Annotated in this window: 17 protein-coding genes; 7 read left to right on the top strand and 10 right to left on the bottom strand. The window is 50.0% G+C overall.

Annotation, left to right across the window (positions count from 1 at the left end; all coding sequences use genetic code 11):
* Nucleotides 1-32: 32 nt before the first annotated feature.
* Nucleotides 33-251, top strand: a complete 219-nt coding sequence (locus SYNPCCP_RS12530) for a hypothetical protein (RefSeq protein ID WP_223211285.1) — start codon at nucleotides 33-35, stop codon at nucleotides 249-251.
* A gap of 10 nt (nucleotides 252-261) precedes the next feature.
* On the opposite strand, the gene dacB is transcribed toward SYNPCCP_RS12530, so the two are convergent.
* Together dacB and SYNPCCP_RS12520 are read right to left on the bottom strand one after the other, a co-directional pair.
* Nucleotides 262-1722: a D-alanyl-D-alanine carboxypeptidase/D-alanyl-D-alanine-endopeptidase gene (gene dacB, locus SYNPCCP_RS12525; RefSeq protein ID WP_010873596.1), complete on the bottom strand. Its 1461-nt coding sequence runs from the start codon at nucleotides 1720-1722 to the stop codon at nucleotides 262-264.
* Between the two features lie 14 nt (nucleotides 1723-1736).
* On the bottom strand, nucleotides 1737-2357 hold the full coding sequence (locus SYNPCCP_RS12520; protein ID WP_014407178.1) for a VWA domain-containing protein: 621 nt from the start codon (nucleotides 2355-2357) through the stop codon (nucleotides 1737-1739).
* Nucleotides 2358-2487: 130 nt separating this feature from the next.
* Between SYNPCCP_RS12520 and SYNPCCP_RS12515 the strand changes: the two genes are divergently transcribed.
* Together SYNPCCP_RS12515 and menD are read left to right on the top strand one after the other, a co-directional pair.
* A complete protein-coding gene (locus SYNPCCP_RS12515) occupies nucleotides 2488-4563 on the top strand; it encodes a PP2C family serine/threonine-protein phosphatase (RefSeq protein ID WP_010873594.1) in 2076 nt (691 codons plus the stop codon).
* Nucleotides 4556-6343, top strand: a complete 1788-nt coding sequence (gene menD, locus SYNPCCP_RS12510) for a 2-succinyl-5-enolpyruvyl-6-hydroxy-3-cyclohexene-1-carboxylic-acid synthase (RefSeq protein ID WP_010873593.1) — start codon at nucleotides 4556-4558, stop codon at nucleotides 6341-6343. The genes SYNPCCP_RS12515 and menD overlap by 8 nt, the downstream gene beginning before the upstream one ends.
* Here the strand turns inward: menD and dusB are convergent.
* Nucleotides 6302-7369, bottom strand: a complete 1068-nt coding sequence (dusB, locus tag SYNPCCP_RS12505; RefSeq protein WP_010873592.1) for a tRNA dihydrouridine synthase DusB — start codon at nucleotides 7367-7369, stop codon at nucleotides 6302-6304. The two genes, menD and dusB, sit on opposite strands and share 42 nt — an antisense overlap.
* Before the next feature lie 152 nt (nucleotides 7370-7521).
* Between dusB and SYNPCCP_RS12500 the strand changes: the two genes are divergently transcribed.
* Entirely contained in the window at nucleotides 7522-8916 is a 1395-nt protein-coding gene (locus SYNPCCP_RS12500; RefSeq protein ID WP_020862109.1) for an ABC transporter substrate-binding protein, read from the top strand.
* 20 nt (nucleotides 8917-8936) lie between these two features.
* Here the strand turns inward: SYNPCCP_RS12500 and SYNPCCP_RS12495 are convergent, their stop codons facing one another.
* Together SYNPCCP_RS12495 and SYNPCCP_RS12490 are read right to left on the bottom strand one after the other, a co-directional pair.
* Entirely contained in the window at nucleotides 8937-10418 is a 1482-nt protein-coding gene (locus SYNPCCP_RS12495) for a site-2 protease family protein (protein ID WP_010873590.1), read from the bottom strand.
* Between the two features lie 152 nt (nucleotides 10419-10570).
* The gene (locus SYNPCCP_RS12490; RefSeq protein ID WP_010873589.1) at nucleotides 10571-12055 is read right to left on the bottom strand and encodes a folate/biopterin family MFS transporter; all 1485 of its coding nucleotides are present in this window, start codon (nucleotides 12053-12055) and stop codon (nucleotides 10571-10573) included.
* 402 nt (nucleotides 12056-12457) lie between these two features.
* On the opposite strand from SYNPCCP_RS12490, the gene SYNPCCP_RS12485 reads away from it, so the two are divergent.
* Together SYNPCCP_RS12485 and SYNPCCP_RS12480 are read left to right on the top strand one after the other, a co-directional pair.
* Nucleotides 12458-12772 carry a DUF2499 domain-containing protein gene (locus tag SYNPCCP_RS12485; RefSeq protein WP_010873588.1) on the top strand — a complete coding sequence of 105 codons (315 nt, stop codon included), beginning with the start codon at nucleotides 12458-12460 and terminating at the stop codon, nucleotides 12770-12772.
* Nucleotides 12727-13092 (top strand): DUF3593 domain-containing protein, encoded by a 366-nt coding sequence (locus SYNPCCP_RS12480; protein WP_010873587.1) that lies wholly within the window; start codon nucleotides 12727-12729, stop codon nucleotides 13090-13092. The genes SYNPCCP_RS12485 and SYNPCCP_RS12480 overlap by 46 nt, the downstream gene beginning before the upstream one ends.
* Nucleotides 13093-13173: 81 nt before the next feature.
* Here the strand turns inward: SYNPCCP_RS12480 and SYNPCCP_RS12475 are convergent, their stop codons facing one another.
* From SYNPCCP_RS12475 to SYNPCCP_RS12460, 4 genes are all read right to left on the bottom strand, one after another.
* Nucleotides 13174-14499, bottom strand: a complete 1326-nt coding sequence (locus SYNPCCP_RS12475) for a cell wall metabolism sensor histidine kinase WalK (protein WP_010873586.1) — start codon at nucleotides 14497-14499, stop codon at nucleotides 13174-13176.
* 214 nt (nucleotides 14500-14713) lie between these two features.
* The gene (locus SYNPCCP_RS12470; protein ID WP_010873585.1) at nucleotides 14714-15604 is read right to left on the bottom strand and encodes a mechanosensitive ion channel family protein; all 891 of its coding nucleotides are present in this window, start codon (nucleotides 15602-15604) and stop codon (nucleotides 14714-14716) included.
* A 49-nt stretch (nucleotides 15605-15653) separates the two neighbouring features.
* On the bottom strand, nucleotides 15654-16553 hold the full coding sequence (gene glyQ, locus SYNPCCP_RS12465) for a glycine--tRNA ligase subunit alpha (protein ID WP_010873584.1): 900 nt from the start codon (nucleotides 16551-16553) through the stop codon (nucleotides 15654-15656).
* A gap of 39 nt (nucleotides 16554-16592) precedes the next feature.
* Nucleotides 16593-17378 carry a hypothetical protein gene (locus tag SYNPCCP_RS12460; protein WP_010873583.1) on the bottom strand — a complete coding sequence of 262 codons (786 nt, stop codon included), beginning with the start codon at nucleotides 17376-17378 and terminating at the stop codon, nucleotides 16593-16595.
* Between the two features lie 54 nt (nucleotides 17379-17432).
* Between SYNPCCP_RS12460 and SYNPCCP_RS17335 the strand changes: the two genes are divergently transcribed.
* Complete coding sequence (locus tag SYNPCCP_RS17335; protein WP_158299081.1) at nucleotides 17433-17600, top strand: hypothetical protein; 168 nt, start codon at nucleotides 17433-17435, stop codon at nucleotides 17598-17600.
* A gap of 225 nt (nucleotides 17601-17825) precedes the next feature.
* On the opposite strand, the gene cobS is transcribed toward SYNPCCP_RS17335, so the two are convergent.
* Nucleotides 17826-18608 carry an adenosylcobinamide-GDP ribazoletransferase gene (cobS, locus tag SYNPCCP_RS12455; RefSeq protein ID WP_010873582.1) on the bottom strand — a complete coding sequence of 261 codons (783 nt, stop codon included), beginning with the start codon at nucleotides 18606-18608 and terminating at the stop codon, nucleotides 17826-17828.
* Nucleotides 18609-18824: the final 216 nt, after the last annotated feature.

Genomic DNA, 18824 nt, shown 5'->3' with positions numbered 1-18824 from the left:
ATCCTCTTTAATAAGTATCCTGAGCAATCACCATGATCATGCATACCCGACTGATCCAAGCCCCCCAAATTCTCACCAAGCAGACCATCCATTGCCCCAACTGCGGCAGCCATGCCGTCCGTCAACAATGCTTGATTGAAAAAGAAGTTGTCACCGAAACTGCTTGCCCTGTGTGTGACTATCTCTTGGTGAACTGCCAACGTACTGGCAGAGTAGTGGATTCTTATCTTTGTTTGAATGCCAAGCGTTAGCAACTAATATTTACCGTCCCTGGTCGCTGGGCTGACACTTTTCTACCTGGGCAGTCCAAAGTACCATCTGCTTCATTGCTTCCCGTAGCACGGAGGCCCCCAGGTCACTGTTGTTGACCATAAAACTGAATGCCACTGTGCCCCATTGCTGGTTTTCCACATAGCCCGTTAAGGAAACCACCCCTGTGAGGGTACCTGTTTTACCCCGCATTTTGCCCACCAGGGGAGTATCGGCGAAACTACGTTCCAGGGTGCCCGATCGCCCAGCAACGGCCAGGGATTGTTGATAAATGGTCCCCGTTGATTTTTGGGTTTGGTTAATTAAAAGTTGAACTAAGGCTTGGGGCGTCACTAGGTCTTGACGGGAAAGTCCTGAGCCATCCCGTAATCTGACCGTGGTGGTGGCTAGGCCTAGTCTTTCCACGTAGGACTGCCAATCCGTAGCCTGGGAAGGGGGCTGAATGGCATTGAGCAACGCTTCAGCGTAGAGGTTATTGCTGTCTTGGTTGACGGTTTTAATCAGTGTCCACAGGGGAGGGGAAGTGAGAGCCAGCAAAGGGGCCGGGGCGATCGCCTTGGTGTTGGCGCTAACGATCGAAGTGCTTACAGAAATGCCTTGTTCTGCTAACTTTTGTTGCAAACTGGCGAGGAAATATTGCTGGGGATCAGCCACAGCTAGGGTGATGGAACGGGTTTCCCCTGCGGGGGGCAGGCCGCCAGTGATAACCAATTGCCGTTGACCAAAAATCTGTTGTACCTGGGGAGGTTGGTGTGGATCAACGGCCGTTTCGGTCTGGTTAATGATCTGCCATTGTGCCCCAGCAATGGGATCGGACCAGGTGGGGGTCAATGGTTCCCCCAGATTTTGGGGCGTGAGGGTAAGGATCACTTGATTGCCAGTCAAAATTGCACCATTAACCGGGGGAGCATAACCGTAGTGCAAATCATCCCACTCCCAACTGGGGCGTTGGTAATCCTGGGGGGCAATGGTATCTACAAGTTCCAATTCTTCGATCGCCGTCACCCCCCTATCTTTTAAACCCTTGGCGATCGCCGTTAGGTCATCTACGTCAAAACTGGGATCGCCGCTGGAGATAACTTGGACTTTTTTGCCCCCGTCCCGTTGATAAACTTGGGTGGTAAAGCGAAAATTTGGCCCCAATTCCTGAAGAGCCATGGCGGTGGTAATTAATTTTTGGTTGGAGGCGGGAATAAAAAAACGGTCAGCCTGATATTGGTAAATAGGCTGGGAATCTGTCAGAGGTTGAATGGCAATGCCCCATTGAGCTCGGCTCAATTCTGGTTGTTGTAAATGGCTTTCCAGCTTTTGTTGTAAATCCCCTACGCAGAGGCGATCGGCCTGGGCCCCTACCCCCGTAGTGAGACAGAGGTAAAAAATCCCCGTTCCTGTCAGTTGGAGCGGCAATGGGTCCAGATATTTTTTCCATTGAGACAGCAAAACCAGCGCCATGGTTGGGTATTCCCCTAATCTGTAATTGCTTTGAGCAGTACATCACTCAAGCTCATGCCCTGCATATCTTCCATGGTGACGGTATCCACAATGTCGAACTTCGCTCCGGCCGCCTGTAATTGATCATCTAAAGCCTGAAAAAAGGCCGTTGCTTTTTTATCCCTGCCCACCTGAATCAACGAAATCGCTAACTCCTCATCCCGGTCAATTTTTTGGCTCGCTTCTAAAATTAAACGGATAACTGCTTTGCGGTCAGTGGGTTCCCCGTCGGTAATAATCAGAAAAGTTTCCCCATTGGGTTTAGTTTGTCCGGCCTGCCGTCGTTGGAAAAAATTGTCCAGGCCATCCTTGAGGGCACCGGCCAGATCAGTGCGCCCCATGGGTTCATTGTTGGCGTAGATGTAAGCAACTTTCTCGGCGGTAACATTGTCATAACGACGGAAGCGGCCAGAGAATAGATAAACGGTGATGCCGTCGGAGTCAATTTCTTCACATTTTTTCGCCAGGGCAATGGTCGAAGCTTGGGCTATTTCCCAGCGAGTGGGGCCATTGGGATCATCAGCGGTGGCCATGCTACTGCTTTTATCGATCATTAGGGTGTAGTCTCGGTTTTCGATGACAGCTTCAACGCTCATAATCCTCGTGGGGCAATTTTGCAAACAATGGCGGTTTTTTCTCTTTTAGCCTATTACAACTTTTTGGAAATGTTCTTAAGATTGCATATTTCCTTAAAATTAATCAGAAATTTGTTCGAGGGGTAATGCTGTGCCGACTGTCCACTGCTCCAACTGCGATTGTCAAGCCCCCAATGACCTAGGCGATCGCCTGTGCAAAACCTGCCGGACTCCTCTGCTGAAAAGGTATCTGTGGTCGGTGGGGGACTGGATCAAGGCCTACCAACCGGGGGAACTGCTACTGGAACGTTATCTGTTGGTGCGGCCCCAGGTGTTGTTGGACACTACGCCGGCCCTGGGGGTCGAGGGGCCAGAGGAAATCCCGAATTATATTTTGCCCTACCAAAAGCTATTGCCCTTTCGTCTCAATGTGCCGGAGGTGTACGACTATTTTCCTAGTTGGGATGAGGAAAAGGATTTATCGGTGTGGCTGTTGGACTATGGCCCGGTGGCGCTGGATCAAGCAGGGGAACCTGTCCATGAACAGTTGTTACCTTCCCTGGGGGAAATGTGGGAGCATGCTTGTCCCTTACAGCAGTTAACTTGGCTCTGGCAAATGATTCGCCTTTGGCAACCGCTGCAACGGCAGGGGGTGGTGTCTAGCCTGTTGGAGTTTGATTGGTTGAGGGTGCAAGGCCCCCAGGTATTACTCCAGCAGTTAAAGCTAGATGAGCATCAATTCTATGAGATGAAGTATTTGGCAGGAGTCTGGGAGCCACTATTAACCAATGCCCATCCGGCGATCGCCGATTTTTGTCAGACCCTATGGAAAAAACTAAAACAGGGCAAAATTCCCCACGCTGACCATTTACTGAGGGTATTGGATACGGGCATTCAGTCCTTAGCAGAGCAGTACGATTTTAGTTACACGGTTTTTGCTTTGACCGATGGGGGCCCCAGTCGAGACCACAACGAAGATGCTTGTTTTCCCGTCAGTGAAACCCCCATTGAAGGGCAACAGTTGGCCAACACCATGACTCTGATTTGTGACGGGGTGGGGGGCCAGGAAGGGGGAGAAATTGCTTCCCAGTGGGTGATTGAACATTTACCCGTTCGGGTAATTTCCAAAATTCAAAAACAAATGAATGAGCCGGAGCAAATCCGCACTTTCATCCAGCACCTCAAGGAAGACATCCAAGAAGTTAACGAGCAACTCAATCGGCGCAATGACCGGGAGGAAAGAACAGAACGGGAACGGATGGGCACAACCCTGGTGATGGCCCTGGCGGATTTTCAACAATTTTTCCTGGCCAATGTGGGGGATTCCCGTTGCTATTGGTTAACGGCGGACAGTTGTAAACAGGTGACGGTGGACGATGATGTGGCATCCCGGGAAGTGCGGCTGGGACTGATGCTCTATCGCCATGCGGTGGAGTTACCCAGATCGGGGGCATTAACCCAGGCAGTGGGTTTGGGGCCCTCGGCCCAACTTCATCCCATCATTCAACGCTTAATTGTGCCGACGGATTGTCTATTTTTGCTCTGTTCCGATGGTTTTTGTGACTACAATCGGGTCGAACAGTATTGGCAAGATGATTTTCTCCCAGTGCTACAAGGCGATCGCCCGGTGGCAGAAGCGGTGCCCCGGTTAATTGAATTGGCCAACCAAGTTAATGGCCATGACAATGTTTCCGTGGCTTTAATTCATTGTCAGATTTCCCCCTCCGTCCCCACCCCTACCCAGGCGGAAAAAGCGGCGGCGGAAGCAGAGATAAATGATCCGGAGGGAGATTCCCCAGAGGAAGATTTTACTGGAGATACGGAATTGGGACTCAAGGCGATCGCCTATCCTGACTTTAGCCAAAGGCCAGTGTCCAAACCGAAGGAAACGGAACCGGAGCATCCCATCCCCCAACAGGACCCCAAGGAATCCTTGGCTTCCCGTCCCTTTGATACCCAACCGCCCCTGCCTCCGGAAGAAATTCCCCTCAATCCGCCCCTAGATCCTCCGACCGTCATGGCAGAACAACTAAACAAGACTCACCGGTCGAGGAGCTTGGCTGCCAAATTTCTTACCCTTTCCAAAACCAGCCAGTTATTAATTGCAGGGGGCATGGTGATTATTATTGCGACCCTAACGGTGGCAATGCTTAACCTCAGCCAAGGTAATGGCGAACAAAACCAACCATCGTCGAGCCTAATTGATTTGAGCGTGGGCCATGGTTGATTTCACTAACCCCAATACCCTGGCCGCCTCTGTGTTGGTGGAAACCTTATTTCGATTGGGACTCCAACAAGCGGTGATTTGTCCTGGTTCCCGTTCCAGTCCTTTGACGGTGGCTTTGGCCCGCCATGGGGGCATTGATTGCGTTGTTAGTTTAGATGAACGTTCCGCTAGCTTTTTTGCCTTGGGCCATGGCAAACGCACAGGGCAACCAGTGGCATTGGTGTGTACTTCCGGAACAGCGGCGGCCAATTTTTTGCCTGCCATTATTGAAGCCCATTACAGTCAGGTACCTTTGTTGGTTCTAACCGGCGATCGCCCCCCCAGATTACGTCATTGCCGGGCCGGGCAAACCATTGACCAAACCAAGCTCTATGGCCACTATCCCCAGTGGCAAACGGAATTGGCTTTACCGGAGCCAAACATGGACTATTGCCATTATCTGCGGCAAACGGCGCTCCATAGTTGGCAAAAATGTTTTTGGCCTGGGTTGGGGGTGGTGCATCTTAATTGTCCCTTTGACGAACCCCTGGTGCCTCTCGAACATGCCCGAGAGTCCTTACAGCACTTAGCTGAAGAATTTAGCAAAGAGCATTTTTACCGGGGGCTAACAACCTTTACGACCATGAATCGGGGAGAAGCCATTTCCCTACCCGTTAATTTTTCCATTTTCTCTTTCCCCTCACCCCAACTGGACTTTAGCCCATTGGGTTTGATTCTGGTGGGAGTTATGCCCGGTGGTGAAACGCCCAGTCTGTTAACTGATATTTTGGCGATCGCCAGGGGGTTGGGATATCCCGTATTGTGTGATGCCCTTTGTTCTTTGCGTAATTATGACGATGGCCAGACTGCTTTAATTACCAATTATGATTTTCTGATCCGTTGCCCCCGTTGGGCAGAACAGTTAGTGCCAGAACAAATTATTCAAATCGGCGAATTACCCACTAGTAAGGCGTTGCGGCATTGGTTGGGCACCATTGATTGTCCCCGTTACATTTTGAATTTCCATGGGGAAAATTTAGACCCCCTGCAAGGACAAACGATTTACCTATCTGCCAGTGTTGCCCAAGTAGCCGAATATATACATAACCAGGGTTTCATTCCTGATGCAGAACAAAAAAATTATGCCCATAGTTGGCTGGAAAAACAACGCCAAAGCCAAACAATCATCATTTCTGCCCTAGCTGATGCCCACACCCCTTTAATGGTGGCCCAATTAGCCCATTGTTTACCGCCCCAAACCAATTTGTTCGTGGCGAATAGTTTGCCTGTGCGCTGGCTGGAATTTTTCTGGCCTGCCAACGGCGATCACCATCGTATTTTTGTTAACCGGGGCGCTAACGGCATTGATGGCACCCTTTCCACTGCCATGGGTATTGCTCACCGGAGTCGGGGTGAAACAGTTTTGTTAACTGGTGATCTATCCCTATTGCATGACAGTAATGGCTTTTTAAATCAGAGCCAAATGCGAGGTAATTTAACTATTATCTTGCTCAACAATAACGGCGGTGGTATTTTCCAAACCCTACCCATTGCCCAGTGCGAAGATGTGTTTGAAACCTATTTTGCTACCCCCCAAGGAGTGGATTTTGGGCAACTTTGTCGCACCTATGGAGTGGAACACAAAATCATTACTAACCTTTGGGATTTGAAGGAACAATGGCCAAGCAATAATTCTAGCCCCATCAGAGTTTTGGAAATAATTGGCGATCGCCACCAAGAGGCCCAATGGTTAAAATCATTACAGGCACAATTTTGCTGTGCTGATAGCTTGATCCAGTAAATCTTTGCCTTCCTGTACAGAATTGATCTGAAAAAGTTGTTCCCGTAACGCTGCCGCTCCGGGAAAATCTTTGCAGTACCAAGCTAAATGTTTCCGGGCTTGGAAAAGTCCTCGTTGCCCCTTATATTCCCAAAGCATTTGTAGATGTTCCTGGGCACAGGTTAATTTTTCTGCGACCGTGGGAGCTTTTCGTTTTTCCCCAGTTTTAAAAAAATGCTCAATTTCCCCCACTAAAAAGGGATAGCCCAAACTGCCCCGGGAACACATCACTCCGTCCGCCCCGGTTTCCTCTAAACAGGCGATCGCCGCTTCTACCGAAAAAATATCGCCATTGGCAATGACGGGTATGGTCAGAGCTTGTTTAACTTTGGCAATCCACTGCCACCGGGCCCGGCCGTTATAGCCCTGGGCCCTGGTGCGGCCATGGAGGGTCAACATTTGCGCCCCCGCATCCTGCAATCTTTGGGCAAATTCGACAATATTAATTTCCCCATCATCCCAACCGAGGCGAGTTTTGACAGTAACAGGCACATCCACCGCTGCCACCACAGTTTTAACAATCGCTTCGGCCACTGCCGGTTGCCGCAGAAGGGACGAACCGCCCCCCTTTTTGGTGATTTTATTGACCGGACAGCCCATATTAATGTCCACCGATTGGGCTCCCTGGGCCACCGCTTTCTGGGCCGCTTCCGCCATAAAGTCCGGCCGACAGTCAAACAGTTGGATACTGATGGGATTTTCCCGGGGATCAATTTCCATCACCTGGGGCAAAGTACGGAGATGGTGGATTTCTGTGGCGCTGACCATTTCCGTGTAGAGCATGGCCTGGGGAGCATAGCGCCGCACCAAACGCCGAAAAACCAAATCCGTCACCCCCGATAAAGGGGACTGGAGCACCCGGCTGTGGAGAGTTAGGGAACCAATTTGCAAGGGTTTTGCCCAAATGGTGGGGTTGGGCGAGTGATCAAGCAAAGAATTAGGGGTCAAGGTTTGCAAGGAAATGAATCGATAAGAACATTTTCCCATCGATGAACCGTAGTCAAAAGGCGATCGTCTTTCGGTAACTACAGCAGAGGGAAACCATGGGGACAGGCTTTGAGGTCTAGTATGTTGGAAAGAATACCCTTGATGCCTACCAAGCTGTGTTTGGTCGGTTGCCCTTAAGTGTGAGTACCAATATGTCCAACAAAAACGAGATTCCCATTTTAATCGGTGCGTTGTTAGTCACCTTGGGCATTGTGGGAGGGGGAGGTTGGTTTTTATTTAATAGAATGAATCCTGCTACGGTGGGGCCCGGTTTATCCACCACGGGGTCCATGCCAAGGGAATTACAAGCCAATGTCAGCACGGGGGAAAAGGTGCTTGTTCCCACCATGGATAACGAAACTAAACTATTTGCTTCCAAGGCGATCGCCGGGGGTAAAAACCAGGAAGCGTTGCAACAGTTAACTCAATATCTGGAAAAATCCCCCAACGACCCGGAAGCCTGGATCTATCTGAACAATCTGCGGGCTTTAGACCATAATCCCCTCCAGATAGCGGTGGTGGCCCCGGTGGGCAGTAGCCTCAACATTGCCCAGGAAATTTTGCGAGGAGCGGCCCAGGCCCAGGAAGAAATTAATCAAAAGGGCGGGATTGACGGTCGTTTTCTGCACATCACCATTGTCAATGATGCCAATGACGGCACTTTAGCCCAACAATTTGCCGGGGAGTTAGTCAAACAAAATCAGATTTTGGGGGTGGTGGGACACAATGCCAGCAGTGCCACCCTCAGTGCGGCCCCTACCTACGAAGCGGGGGGATTAGTGCTGGTCAACGCCACCAGCGACGCCAATGGCATTACCAATGTTGGCAACCATATTTTTCGGGTTATTCCCCAAATCAATACCTCCGCCCAAACCTTGGTGCAACAGGTCGGGAAAGAAGTGGACCAAGTGGCGGTTTGCTACGATTCCAAAGCTCCCGATGGCGTTTCTTTTTACCAGGAATTTACCACTGGTTTGTTGGCCAGCGGCGGCCAGTTAGCCCCCACCGTCTGCGATCTGAGTGAAGCTAATTTCAACAGCCAAACCAAAATGGCAGAAATTGTTGCCAGCGGGGCCCAGGGATTGCTGATTTTGCCCCACATCGATCGTCTAGACCGTGCCTTTGCCCTGGGCGATGCCAACCGAGGAAGGTTAAAGCTCTATGGCAATAGTCCCCTGTCTACGATTAAAACGTTGGAGCAGGGACAGAGCATGGTGGATTTAATGGTGGCCATTCCCTGGAGTTCCAAGCGTGGGGCCAATCGTCCCTTTGCCGAGGCGGCCCGCAAGTTTTGGGGGGGAGATGTGTCTTGGCGTACGGCGGCCACCTATGATGCGGTTTATGTCGTGGCCAATGCCTTGGCCGTCGCTCCCAGCCGTGAAGGTTTACAAAAAGTTTTGACGGAACCGGAATTTGTTTCTAGCACCATTAACGGGGAAGTGCGCTTTTTACCCAACGGCGATCGGGCAGGGCAAGCCACCTTGGTGCAAATTAAACCTTCCCCCAGCCATGTGACCGGCTACGATTTTTTCCCCATTAACCGCTGAGTTAGCAATTTTTTTTAACCCTATATTCCCAACCACTGGGCTAATGGGGGCGGCACCGGCAAAAGGATCAAAATCAAAATGGCGATCGCCAGAATACCTAACAAATCCCGACGGTCATCCAACTCGCTGACATCATTTAAAGCTGGCTGATCCCCCACAGGCATCAGTAACAAAATAATTGCCCAGATGAAAAAATCACTACGGATAAAGGACAGCAGCACCATGGCCACCCTGGTAATTTGCCCTGTCACAATGGCCGCCCGTTGTCCCAACATGGCGTGGATAATGTGCCCCCCGTCCAATTGACCAAAGGGCATCAGATTCAAGGCAGTCACAATCAAACCAATGTAACCGGCGATCGCCAAGGGATGGAGGTCTAACACCGTATTAGCCCCTAATTGACTGCCCAACGCTGCCTTCGTAATTAGGGTCATCAGCAGAGAAAAACGATAATCCAGGGCATCAAACCGCAACAGGTTAGTATTGTCCGGCATGGGTTCCACAGTGGATTGGGCCAACCCCCACCATAAAATTGGCAACGCCACCACCAAGCCCCCCAACGGCCCGGCGATCGCCACATCAAATAAGGCCTTACGGTGGGGCACCGGGGACTTCATCTGGATAAAAGCGCCAAAGGTACCCAAAAAGAAGGGAATGGGAATGAAATAGGGCAAAGTGGTGCGGATTTTGTAGTGGATCGCTGCCCCATAGTGACTCAATTCATGGCACCCCAAAATAGTCAAAATTGCCAAACTGTAGGGTAAACCCACCATTAACGTCTGGATGCCTGCCTGGAGTTTTTCGGGGGTCAAACCGGCCATTTCCGCCCCCACCATGGTGGTGGTAAACCCAGTGAGCAGCAGTAAGGTTAACGCTAACCAAGGTTTATGGAGCTTTTCGCCATTATTAACGCGATCTTCCTTCGCCTGGGCCGGGTTAGGGACCAAGGCGAAAAAAGGTTGGCCTTGTAAACTTTCTTGAAATAAAACTAAAAAGCGATCGCCAAAGACATCTTCCACATTGCCCTTGACCCGTTCATAGGCCATTTCCGGCGCTACCTGTAATTTACCTCGGCACAGAATGGCTTGGGGGCGATAGTCTAATTGCTGGAGGTAATACACTCCCCAGGGAAAACAATCCCGCAAAGATTTTTCTTCCGCCGCATCAATGGGTCGAGGGGTTGGCTGTGATGATTTCTGCTCTTTTCCTTGGGTGCCATCGGTGCTAGGGGAAGCGGTAGCTTGGGCCTCTTTATCGGGGACAATGCGACCTTTTTGCACCAACCACCAGTAGAGCAGTGGACAAACCAAAAATGGCCCCAGGAGCAGTAGGGGCGGCAGGGGGGCATCGGGGCCGTAAATCATGGCCCAAATTGTCCAGAGGGTGGCCGGAGCCATCAACACCAACCACAATATCCAAATCGGGGTGCGGGTGATGGGGGCGGCATTGCTTTTAACCACAAAATAAGTGATGACAGCAAGGATGAGCAAAAGAAGCCACATTGTTACAAAACTCGGAGGTTACAGGGTCACAGCTAGATTCTGGGCGGGGTGGCCTGGATTAGCAAAACAGGCAGTTCGAGGCCAATCAATCCCCTCTCCAGTCTAAAGTATTGCCTCCAGGGGCAAAGCGTTGTAGCCCTACTCACCGGAAACTAGGGACGGCTGGAACTTTTTTCCGGGAAAAATTCGGGCAAGAAATTTTGGTCGCTCAAACTGCCCACTGTATGATGTTCAAACACTTCCGCTGGAGGCAACACCAGGCGATCGCCTGGGTCATCAGGATTATCCTCTTTTTCTGTTTTGTCTTTTACTTGGGGATCTCCCGCTGGCAACAGTCCCAAAAAGGGCAAGGGCAGCAGGGTGGAAAGGTTAGTGATAATGACCAACAAAGCCAAATTATCAAATTGGGTTTCCGTTACCCCCAACCAATGGGTCAGTAATGACCCCACCTCGAAGGACAATACGCCGGCCAAATTCATCACCGACATCAATAGGGCAAACAAAGTCGCTTCAATGCCCGGGGGACAGAGGCGCGCGGCCAAAACCAACACCGGCATAAAGGCAATTTGCCCCGTTACGGTGAGAATAATGCTATCCCCCAAGCTAAACCAATGGTCATCAATACCCATGGCTCGGTTGGCGTGGGTAATTAAAATCAGGGTAGTTAACCCCAGCAGGCTGGAAATCACTGTACTCCAGCCCATGATCACCCGGAAAGGCAAGGTTTTTAAAAAGCGTTGGTAAAGTCCCACCCCAATCAATCCGGCCACGCTAGTGACCAAGCGCACCCGCCCCAAAAATTTCGGCTCAAAGCCTAACTCGTTGGTGGTGAAATAAAAAAAGGCTGACTCGGCGCTGGGGGTTGCCTGCCAAAAGAAAATAAACAAAGTGGGCAATAGAATCGTTTTTTGACGTACCGCCTGCCAAACCAATTTAATTTGGGCCTTGGGTTGCGGTTTCTCCTCTTCCTCAGCGGTGGAAACTTCGCTGATTAAAAAAGCTGCCCCAACGGTCAGCAAAGGAAAAATGGCGGTGATGGCGAATACGGTGCGGGTGCTAAACCACTCCAACAAAGCCCCACTGGCATAGGCGGTGATAATGCCCCCCACGGCGGCGGCTCCCCAGGTGAGGGATTGCAAAGATCCCACTTGGGCTAAGGATTCCCGTTGGGCCCGTTCCACCACTAGGGAATCGACAATCACATCGCCGATCGCCACGGATAGGGAAGTGAAAAGCAACACTAACCCGGCTTGAGTACCACTGCTCACCCAGGCAGCAAACAATAGCCAACCGGCACTACCCATTAACCCCGATAACCAGAGGTATGATCGCCGTCGATAGCCAAATAGAGGCACCGTGTCGGACATTAAACCAAGCACTGGCTTCAGAATCCAGGGCGCCGCCCCTAAACCAATCAGAGCCCCCATAGCCGCCGGACTCAGTCCCAGTTCATCCTTGAGGAAAAAGCTCACTGCTAAACGGGAGAGACCCAACACCCCTTGTACAAAGTAAATGCTGAGGATGGCCAGTAACTCCCAACTGGGAGCATTGCCCAGGAGCACCTTTTCCCGCAGGAAACGCTTCAAGGGAGTGGAGAATAAAATGGCGATCGGGGTCATGGACATAGCAACAAGCACAGAAACTTGCTTAATATTTCGTTACGTATTCCCCATGGTAGGACATTTCCTCCGGCCAAGAGCCCAACCCAGGCACTGATTGGTTTCGGAAATTACTGGCGATCGCCAGCCGTAGGTATTAACCGAAATTAGCCAGAGTTAACCAATCGGTCAGATGGAGCGTTTTTCCGCAACGACCACCCCATGGGACTAACATCATCGAGGTAGTGGAGTTTTTCCTCGGAACCCTAAATTGCAACCACACCAGACGAAACGCTTTTGTTACCATTTGCCTAAAGGTCTTGCCTAAAAGATATGGCTCAGGTTGCTTTCCCCAGTCGGCAGTGGCTTTGAACAGTATGATTGGTTTGTTTTGATTGCAATCGTTACTGAATAGAAATCAGTCACCCAGGATAGCCCATAGTGAATGCTCTCTCAATTCCCACTTGGATGGTTCATGTTTCCAGTGTCATTGAATGGATCGTGGCGATCGCCTTGGTGAGTCGTTATGCTACAAAAGCTGGTTATGGCCACTGGCGGGCCCTGGCCTGGGGGATGGTGCCAGCCCTGGTGAGTGCCACCTGTGCCTGTACTTGGCATTTCTTTGACAATGCTAGTCAGTTAGATTGGTTAGTGACGCTCCAGGCCCTGACCACCGTGATTGGCAATATTACCCTTTGCCTGGCGGCCTGGTGGATTTATCGTCAATCAGCCCAGCCCTCTGCCCCCAAGCCCTGATGGAACTTAGCCAAATTTTTGCCAAGGAAAATCTTTTTGCCCTTTCCCTTTTTCCCTACCTGGGTTTTCTCTGGTTTCTACGGCAATCGCCGCAAACCCCCAAGCTCGTAATGGTGGGATTTTATGTTCTATTGGTGTTTGTTGTGGTAACTATCCCTGCGGGGCTCTACGCTGAAAGCCATTACCAAGCCCAGTTGGCCGATGTAGATTGGCTCCACGGCAGTGCAGAGGTATTTTTATCCCTTTCCAATCTGTTGGTAGTTTTTGGCTTTATCCAGGGTCTAGCCCGACAATCGGCGGAAAAACAGGAAAATAATTAGCTTTGTTGTTCAGTGAGCAGGGGAAATCGTAGGGAAACGATAAAGCAAAGTAAGAAGTTTAAAACTGGGAAATTTAACTGCCTATCCAAGAGGAGCGGCACTAGGCAGTTGCACCCGAAATTGACTGCCCTGGGGAGAACTGGTGACACTGATTTTGCCCTGGTGATGCTGAACAATGGCCGCCACAATCGCCAGCCCGAGGCCAACCCCTTGATTAGGCGATCGGGAAGGATCCGCCCGGAAAAAGCGGTCAAATAAATGGGGAATTTGCTCTGGGTCAATGCCCACCCCGTTATCTGCCACTGTGACCTGTAAGCCAGATTGCCTAGGTCGCAGGGCCCCATGGTCAGCAGTACAGTGTTCTAGGGTGAGGGCTACGGAAGGTTCCGTTTGTTCCCGGGGCCGGCTATGGTCAAAGGCGTTGGTAATTAGGTTAGTGAATAGGCGAGCCAACTGGTCCCAATCTCCTTGCACAGTGAAATCTTCCTCCAGTTCCTCTCCCCGGCTTTCGATTCTAAGGGAAAGAAAAATTCCCCGTTGTTCAGCGGTGAGCCGTTGTTCTTCAATCACCTCAATCAACAACGCATCCAAAGGAATGGTTTGCCAAGTCCGGCCGAGGGTCCCACTGTCAGAACGGGCCAGGAAGAGCAAATCATTAACCAAATTGCCCAGCCGTTGGGTAAGTCGTTCAATGACCTGGAGTTGTTGGCGTTGTTGTTGGGGGTCCGCTTCGGGATATTCCAAAGCCTGTTGCACATTGGTTTGAATCACCGCAATGGGGTTTCTAAGTTCGTGGGAGGCATCGGCGGTGAACTGTTTCAAGCTCTGGTAAGATTCGGCGATCGGCTCCATCGCTAACCCCGATAGAAACCAACCAATGGCCGCCGCACTACTCACCAAAATAGTTAGCCCCAAGCTTAAATCCCAGGCCAATTGCTGAATGGGTTTAGTCACTTCAAACCAAGGATGGCTCACCCGCAGATAGCCCAATACCATGCCCCCTTCCTGAATTCTTTTCGTTACTTGGCGCAACTGGCGATCGCCGGAAAAAGAAACTGTCTCTGTCTTAGATTGGCTAGCAAGGGAAAGGGGAGAATTGTTGCCCATGGTGGACCACAGCAAGCGACCCTCCGCACTGAACCACTCCAAATCAATGTGGTCATCGTCCACGGAAGCGTCATTATCGCGAAAACTTGCCGACACATTCAGCCCATATTCCGCCTGGTCTAGGCCTTGTACCACCAGAGAACGATTCACCACTTCCACCACATGCTTAAGGGTGTCATCAATTCTTTCTACCAAGGTTTGACGGACATAGAAATAAACCCCGCTAGCAAATAGCAACAATAACACCGCTGTTACCAAGGTGTACCACAAAGCTAAACGTCGACGGGTGGCCTGAAACATAGCGTTAATTGTCCTGGGACGAGGTGGCAAAAATCCTTGGGTACCAGATGGTAAGGGGAAATTGTATGGAACTTGTCAATTACCGGAGTTTCACTGATAAAGATGGGCAGAATAACTAAGTTTTCTCCCTCGATTATCATCCCCCACTGAGACCATGGGGGAAATTCAGTCATTCCCCCTAATTACTTAGTAACCTTAGAAATGTAGCTAACTTTTAAGCCGCTTTAATATCCAACTCCTTTGTTTCTGGTTGAATTAAATGTACGTCCCGCTGGGGGAAAGGAATGGAAATATTTTCTTCGTCTAGCTTCCGTTTAATTGCTTCGGTTAATTGCAATTTGAGGCGGAAGTAATCTTCAGATTTTACCCAGGGACGCACGTAGAAATTAACACTGCTATCTCCTAATTCCCCCAGGGCAATGGTAGGGGCTGGTTCTGTGCAAACTTCACTATTTTGATCAATTACCCACTGTAAAGAAGACCGTACATGGTCAATATCTTCCTCGTACCCCACCCCAATGACTAAATCTATGCGGCGCTCGGGCTTACCCACATGGTTAATAATATTATTTTCAATGATTTGTTTATTGGGAATAGTCACCAAGCGATTGTCGTAGGTACAAATGGTAGTCGAAAGTATCTCAATCGACTCCACGATCCCTTCAATGCCAGCAACTTCGATCCTTTCCCCCACCCGAAAATAATTAAACAACACCAGCAAAATACCCCCTGCCACGTTAGCGAGGGAACCCTGCAGAGCTAAACCGATCGCCAGGGTGGAAGCCCCCAAAAGAGCGACGAGGGAACTAGTTTGAATGCCTAGTTGGGCTAAACAGAGCACAAAGAACACAACCAAAAGTAGGTAGTAACTGATATTGCCCGCAAAGGAAATAAAAGTTGGCTCCAGATTGGATTTTCTTAAGGCTCTAATAATTAGCTTTTGTAGTCTTTTCGATAACCAAAAGCCAATTAATAAAATTGCTAGCGCAAAGAGAATTTTCAGAGAAGCAGTAATTAGTAAATCAGTAATTGCTTGTTGATCATAATCGAAAATATTATTTGGGAAAAAGGACATAATGAAAAAAAGAAACAACAAATTCACCATTAATGGTGTAGGGGACAGGCTGGGCGGTAATTTAAGTTTTTAAATCAGCCTATACGAGGGAAATTGGTTTATCTACTTTTTTATCCAAGGGAAAACCTAGGGCTTCCCGTTGTTGTAAATAAATATGGGCCACTTCCCTAGCCAAGTTACGAATGCGACCAATGTAACGGGTGCGCTCAGTCACGGCAATTACTCCCCTCGCGTCGAGTAAATTAAACGCATGGGAGCATTTCAGGACATATTCCAAACTGGGCAAAGCTAAACCCCGTTCGATTAACTGCCCTGCTTCCTGTTCGTAAAGGGCAAACAATTGAAATAATAAATCGGGGTTAGACGCTTCAAAATTATAGGTACACTGCTCTACTTCTCCCTGCCAGAAAATATCCCCGTAGCTGAGCTTTTCATTCCACTGAATTTGGTCGATCGCCTCCACATTTTGCAGATACATGGCCAACCGTTCCAAGCCATAGGTAATCTCGATGGAAACGGGGCGACAGTCAATGCCACCACATTGCTGAAAATAGGTAAATTGGGTCACTTCCATGCCGTCGAGCCACACTTCCCAGCCTACGCCCCAGGCCCCCAGGGTTGGGGATTCCCAGTTATCTTCCACAAAACGAATGTCGTGATCCTCGGGCTGAATACCCAGGGCCCGTAGGGAATCAAGATACACTTCCTGAATATTGTCCGGGGAAGGCTTAATTAACACCTGATACTGGAAATAGTGCTGTACCCGGTTGGGATTTTCTCCATAGCGGCCATCGGTGGGCCGGCGACAGGGCTCCACATAGGCCACTGACCAAGGTTCCGGCCCGATCGCCCGTAGAAAGGTGTGGGGATTCATGGTGCCAGCGCCTTTTTCCGTGTCAAAGGGTTGGGCAATGAGGCAACCTTGCTGGGCCCAAAATTCGTTCAACTTGGCGATAACAGCTTGGAAAGTAATGGTCATAGAAAGCCAACAACTTGATGCTAAATGATTACTAAAGGACTAGATGGTGACGAATAATTTGGACTCTGGATCATAGCTCCAAGCCAGGCCATCGGGGTCCCTAGTTTGACTCCAGTCGGCAAAATTATCTTCGTTTTTGCGCCGGGCTAGGGTGCTGGAGGTGGTGTCTAGGCGCTTGGCTAATTCCGATTGGATCAAGGTCAGGGCGGAATTGCTTGGGGTAGTTTCTGCTGGAGTGGATTCCGTGGCTTCGGCCGTCTTCTCCTCTTCCTGGTGCTTACGGGCTTCCTTAATTTCCGCCAATTGGGAGAAAGGACTTTGACCAACCGGGGCCGCCATCAATTCTTCCTGGGGAGGTACTAGGGGATGGTCCACCACCGGAGCGGTGGTAGCGGCTAACTGGCGAGAGCTGGGGGCAGGCTCTTCCAATTCCGGTTCACTGTCGTCAAAAATGTCGCCTAGGGTAGAGGAAGAAATAAAGTAGTAAACTTTCGCTTGCCCCACCTGTTTTTCGTAGGGGCCATACTCCGCCACCTTGTCATCCAGATAACGTTGGGCTGCCCGACCTTTGGCAATGCCCGCATCAATCAAATCTGCCTTGGTGATGATGCCCTGATTTTTTTGCACCAGTTGATTGAACAGGGGGTCGATGGCGATGCATTTCTGTTGCCATTGATAATTGTCCCAGGCCACCCAGGCGATCGCCAAGGTGAGACCGAACAAAATCCACCGCCAGGTTTTGTAGATAAAAACCATCGCCACGGCCAGGGGCAGAATCAGTACTAACAGTCCTTTGGGATCACTTTCGGCAACTTTTCCAGTCATGGCAACTCAGCAATTGAACCAGATTTAGATGAATCGAATCGGAAACAGAGTTAAATGTTAAGCAAAAACGAACAAACCTGCGGCAATGATCACAACAGTTTGCGGTCTGAATTTTACCCCAGCATTACCAACATTGACCTAACGGCTAGTCAATTCCCAGCCGTACAACAGGGCCACCAAGACCGTGAGGGCGGCCATGCCAAGGAAGATTCCCCCAGGTAAAAAGGTAATAATCCCCCAGCCCCTCAACAAATATAACGCTAGGGTCAATCCTACCAAACCCAATAGGGGTTTTCCAAACAAAGAAGAGGATGATCGCCGTTTTTTCCGTTTTTCTGCCAATGTCTACTCCTGCAAAATTTAGGACAATTATCGCCGATTCACTTTGATACTGGTCATAATCCCATGGCGGGGCAAAATTAACCGCCATTGAGATGGCTCAAACCTTTAAACCAAGGACAAACCTAGCAAAATCAATACTTCACTCCATTCCACCACTGCGCCATAGGTGTCCCCCGTGTGACCTTTAAATTGTTGAGCAAACCACCGCCCCACGGCCCAGGCTATTAGTGCCGAACTCCCCGTAGCCCCCAGAATCAACCAAGGCTCAATGGCTAGGGCGTAACCCATGCCCACTCCCCCAAAGACAATAATCATTGTGCCCAGCAGCAAATCGGGCCTTAATTTTAAATTGCGTTTATGCATGGCACCTTTGCCGTTTTCTCTCAGGTAAGGATAAAGGGCGATCGCCAACAGTTGGCCCCAACGGCCCCACCCCAAAGCCATGATAAGGGCCCAGCTTGCTAAACCATGGTCACTAAAACTAGCCAAGGCAAAGGTTTTTAGCAATAAAACCACGGCGATCGCCATCACGCCATAGGCCCCCGTATAACTGTCTTGCATTACCGCTAAGCGTTTGCTGGGATTGGTCACCGCTAAACCATCGGCCGTATCCGCTACCCCGTCCAAATGGAGCCCCCCGGTCAAAGCTAACCAAAGGCTAACCACAACGGCTGATTGCAATAGGTTGTCCATGCCCAACCAATGTAAGCCTCGATCTAACGCCAGCAAAATTAGGGACAGCAAAAGTCCCATTAGGGTTATCCAACGGGCAATACGGTCAAAATTTACTGGCCAGCTCGGAGGCCAGGGCAAACGAGTGTAAAACAGAATGGCCGCCCCCACACTATCTCCGCCCCAGAGAAAATACCAGCGACGCCACCATTCCATAAATCACCATTCCCAGGGTAAGAAGTTGCCACTCAGCAAAAACTTAAAATCTAGTTACGAATTCTTGGGCTAAGATCAAAATTGAAGCGGGGATCAATCAAATCGCTCCACCGACGGCTTGGCAACCCAAAACTAAAATTCCCCATCTAGACTAATACTTTTACGTGATTTTTGTTAGTAATCCTGGTGGAATTAATAATCGTAAATATTTAGCTT

It is taken from the genome of Synechocystis sp. PCC 6803 substr. PCC-P, assembly GCF_000284455.1.
Lineage (GTDB): Bacteria > Cyanobacteriota > Cyanobacteriia > Cyanobacteriales > Microcystaceae > Synechocystis.
The sequence above is the reverse complement of the archived record's forward strand: the minus strand, read 5'-3'. Positions and strand labels throughout refer to the sequence as shown.

What these genes read in the sequence shown, in the direction of transcription:
- SYNPCCP_RS12530 (WP_223211285.1), top strand. Translation starts at nt 33, where the DNA reads ATGATCATGCATACCCGACTGATCCAAGCCCCCCAAATTCTCACCAAG.
- dacB (WP_010873596.1), bottom strand. Translation starts at nt 1,722, where the DNA reads ATGGCGCTGGTTTTGCTGTCTCAATGGAAAAAATATCTGGACCCATTG.
- SYNPCCP_RS12520 (WP_014407178.1), bottom strand. Translation starts at nt 2,357, where the DNA reads ATGAGCGTTGAAGCTGTCATCGAAAACCGAGACTACACCCTAATGATC.
- menD (WP_010873593.1), top strand. Translation starts at nt 4,556, where the DNA reads ATGGTTGATTTCACTAACCCCAATACCCTGGCCGCCTCTGTGTTGGTG.
- dusB (WP_010873592.1), bottom strand. Translation starts at nt 7,369, where the DNA reads ATGGGAAAATGTTCTTATCGATTCATTTCCTTGCAAACCTTGACCCCT.
- SYNPCCP_RS12500 (WP_020862109.1), top strand. Translation starts at nt 7,522, where the DNA reads ATGTCCAACAAAAACGAGATTCCCATTTTAATCGGTGCGTTGTTAGTC.
- SYNPCCP_RS12495 (WP_010873590.1), bottom strand. Translation starts at nt 10,418, where the DNA reads ATGTGGCTTCTTTTGCTCATCCTTGCTGTCATCACTTATTTTGTGGTT.
- SYNPCCP_RS12475 (WP_010873586.1), bottom strand. Translation starts at nt 14,499, where the DNA reads ATGTTTCAGGCCACCCGTCGACGTTTAGCTTTGTGGTACACCTTGGTA.
- SYNPCCP_RS12470 (WP_010873585.1), bottom strand. Translation starts at nt 15,604, where the DNA reads ATGGTGAATTTGTTGTTTCTTTTTTTCATTATGTCCTTTTTCCCAAAT.
- glyQ (WP_010873584.1), bottom strand. Translation starts at nt 16,553, where the DNA reads ATGACCATTACTTTCCAAGCTGTTATCGCCAAGTTGAACGAATTTTGG.
- SYNPCCP_RS12460 (WP_010873583.1), bottom strand. Translation starts at nt 17,378, where the DNA reads ATGACTGGAAAAGTTGCCGAAAGTGATCCCAAAGGACTGTTAGTACTG.
- SYNPCCP_RS17335 (WP_158299081.1), top strand. Translation starts at nt 17,433, where the DNA reads ATGTTAAGCAAAAACGAACAAACCTGCGGCAATGATCACAACAGTTTG.
- cobS (WP_010873582.1), bottom strand. Translation starts at nt 18,608, where the DNA reads ATGGAATGGTGGCGTCGCTGGTATTTTCTCTGGGGCGGAGATAGTGTG.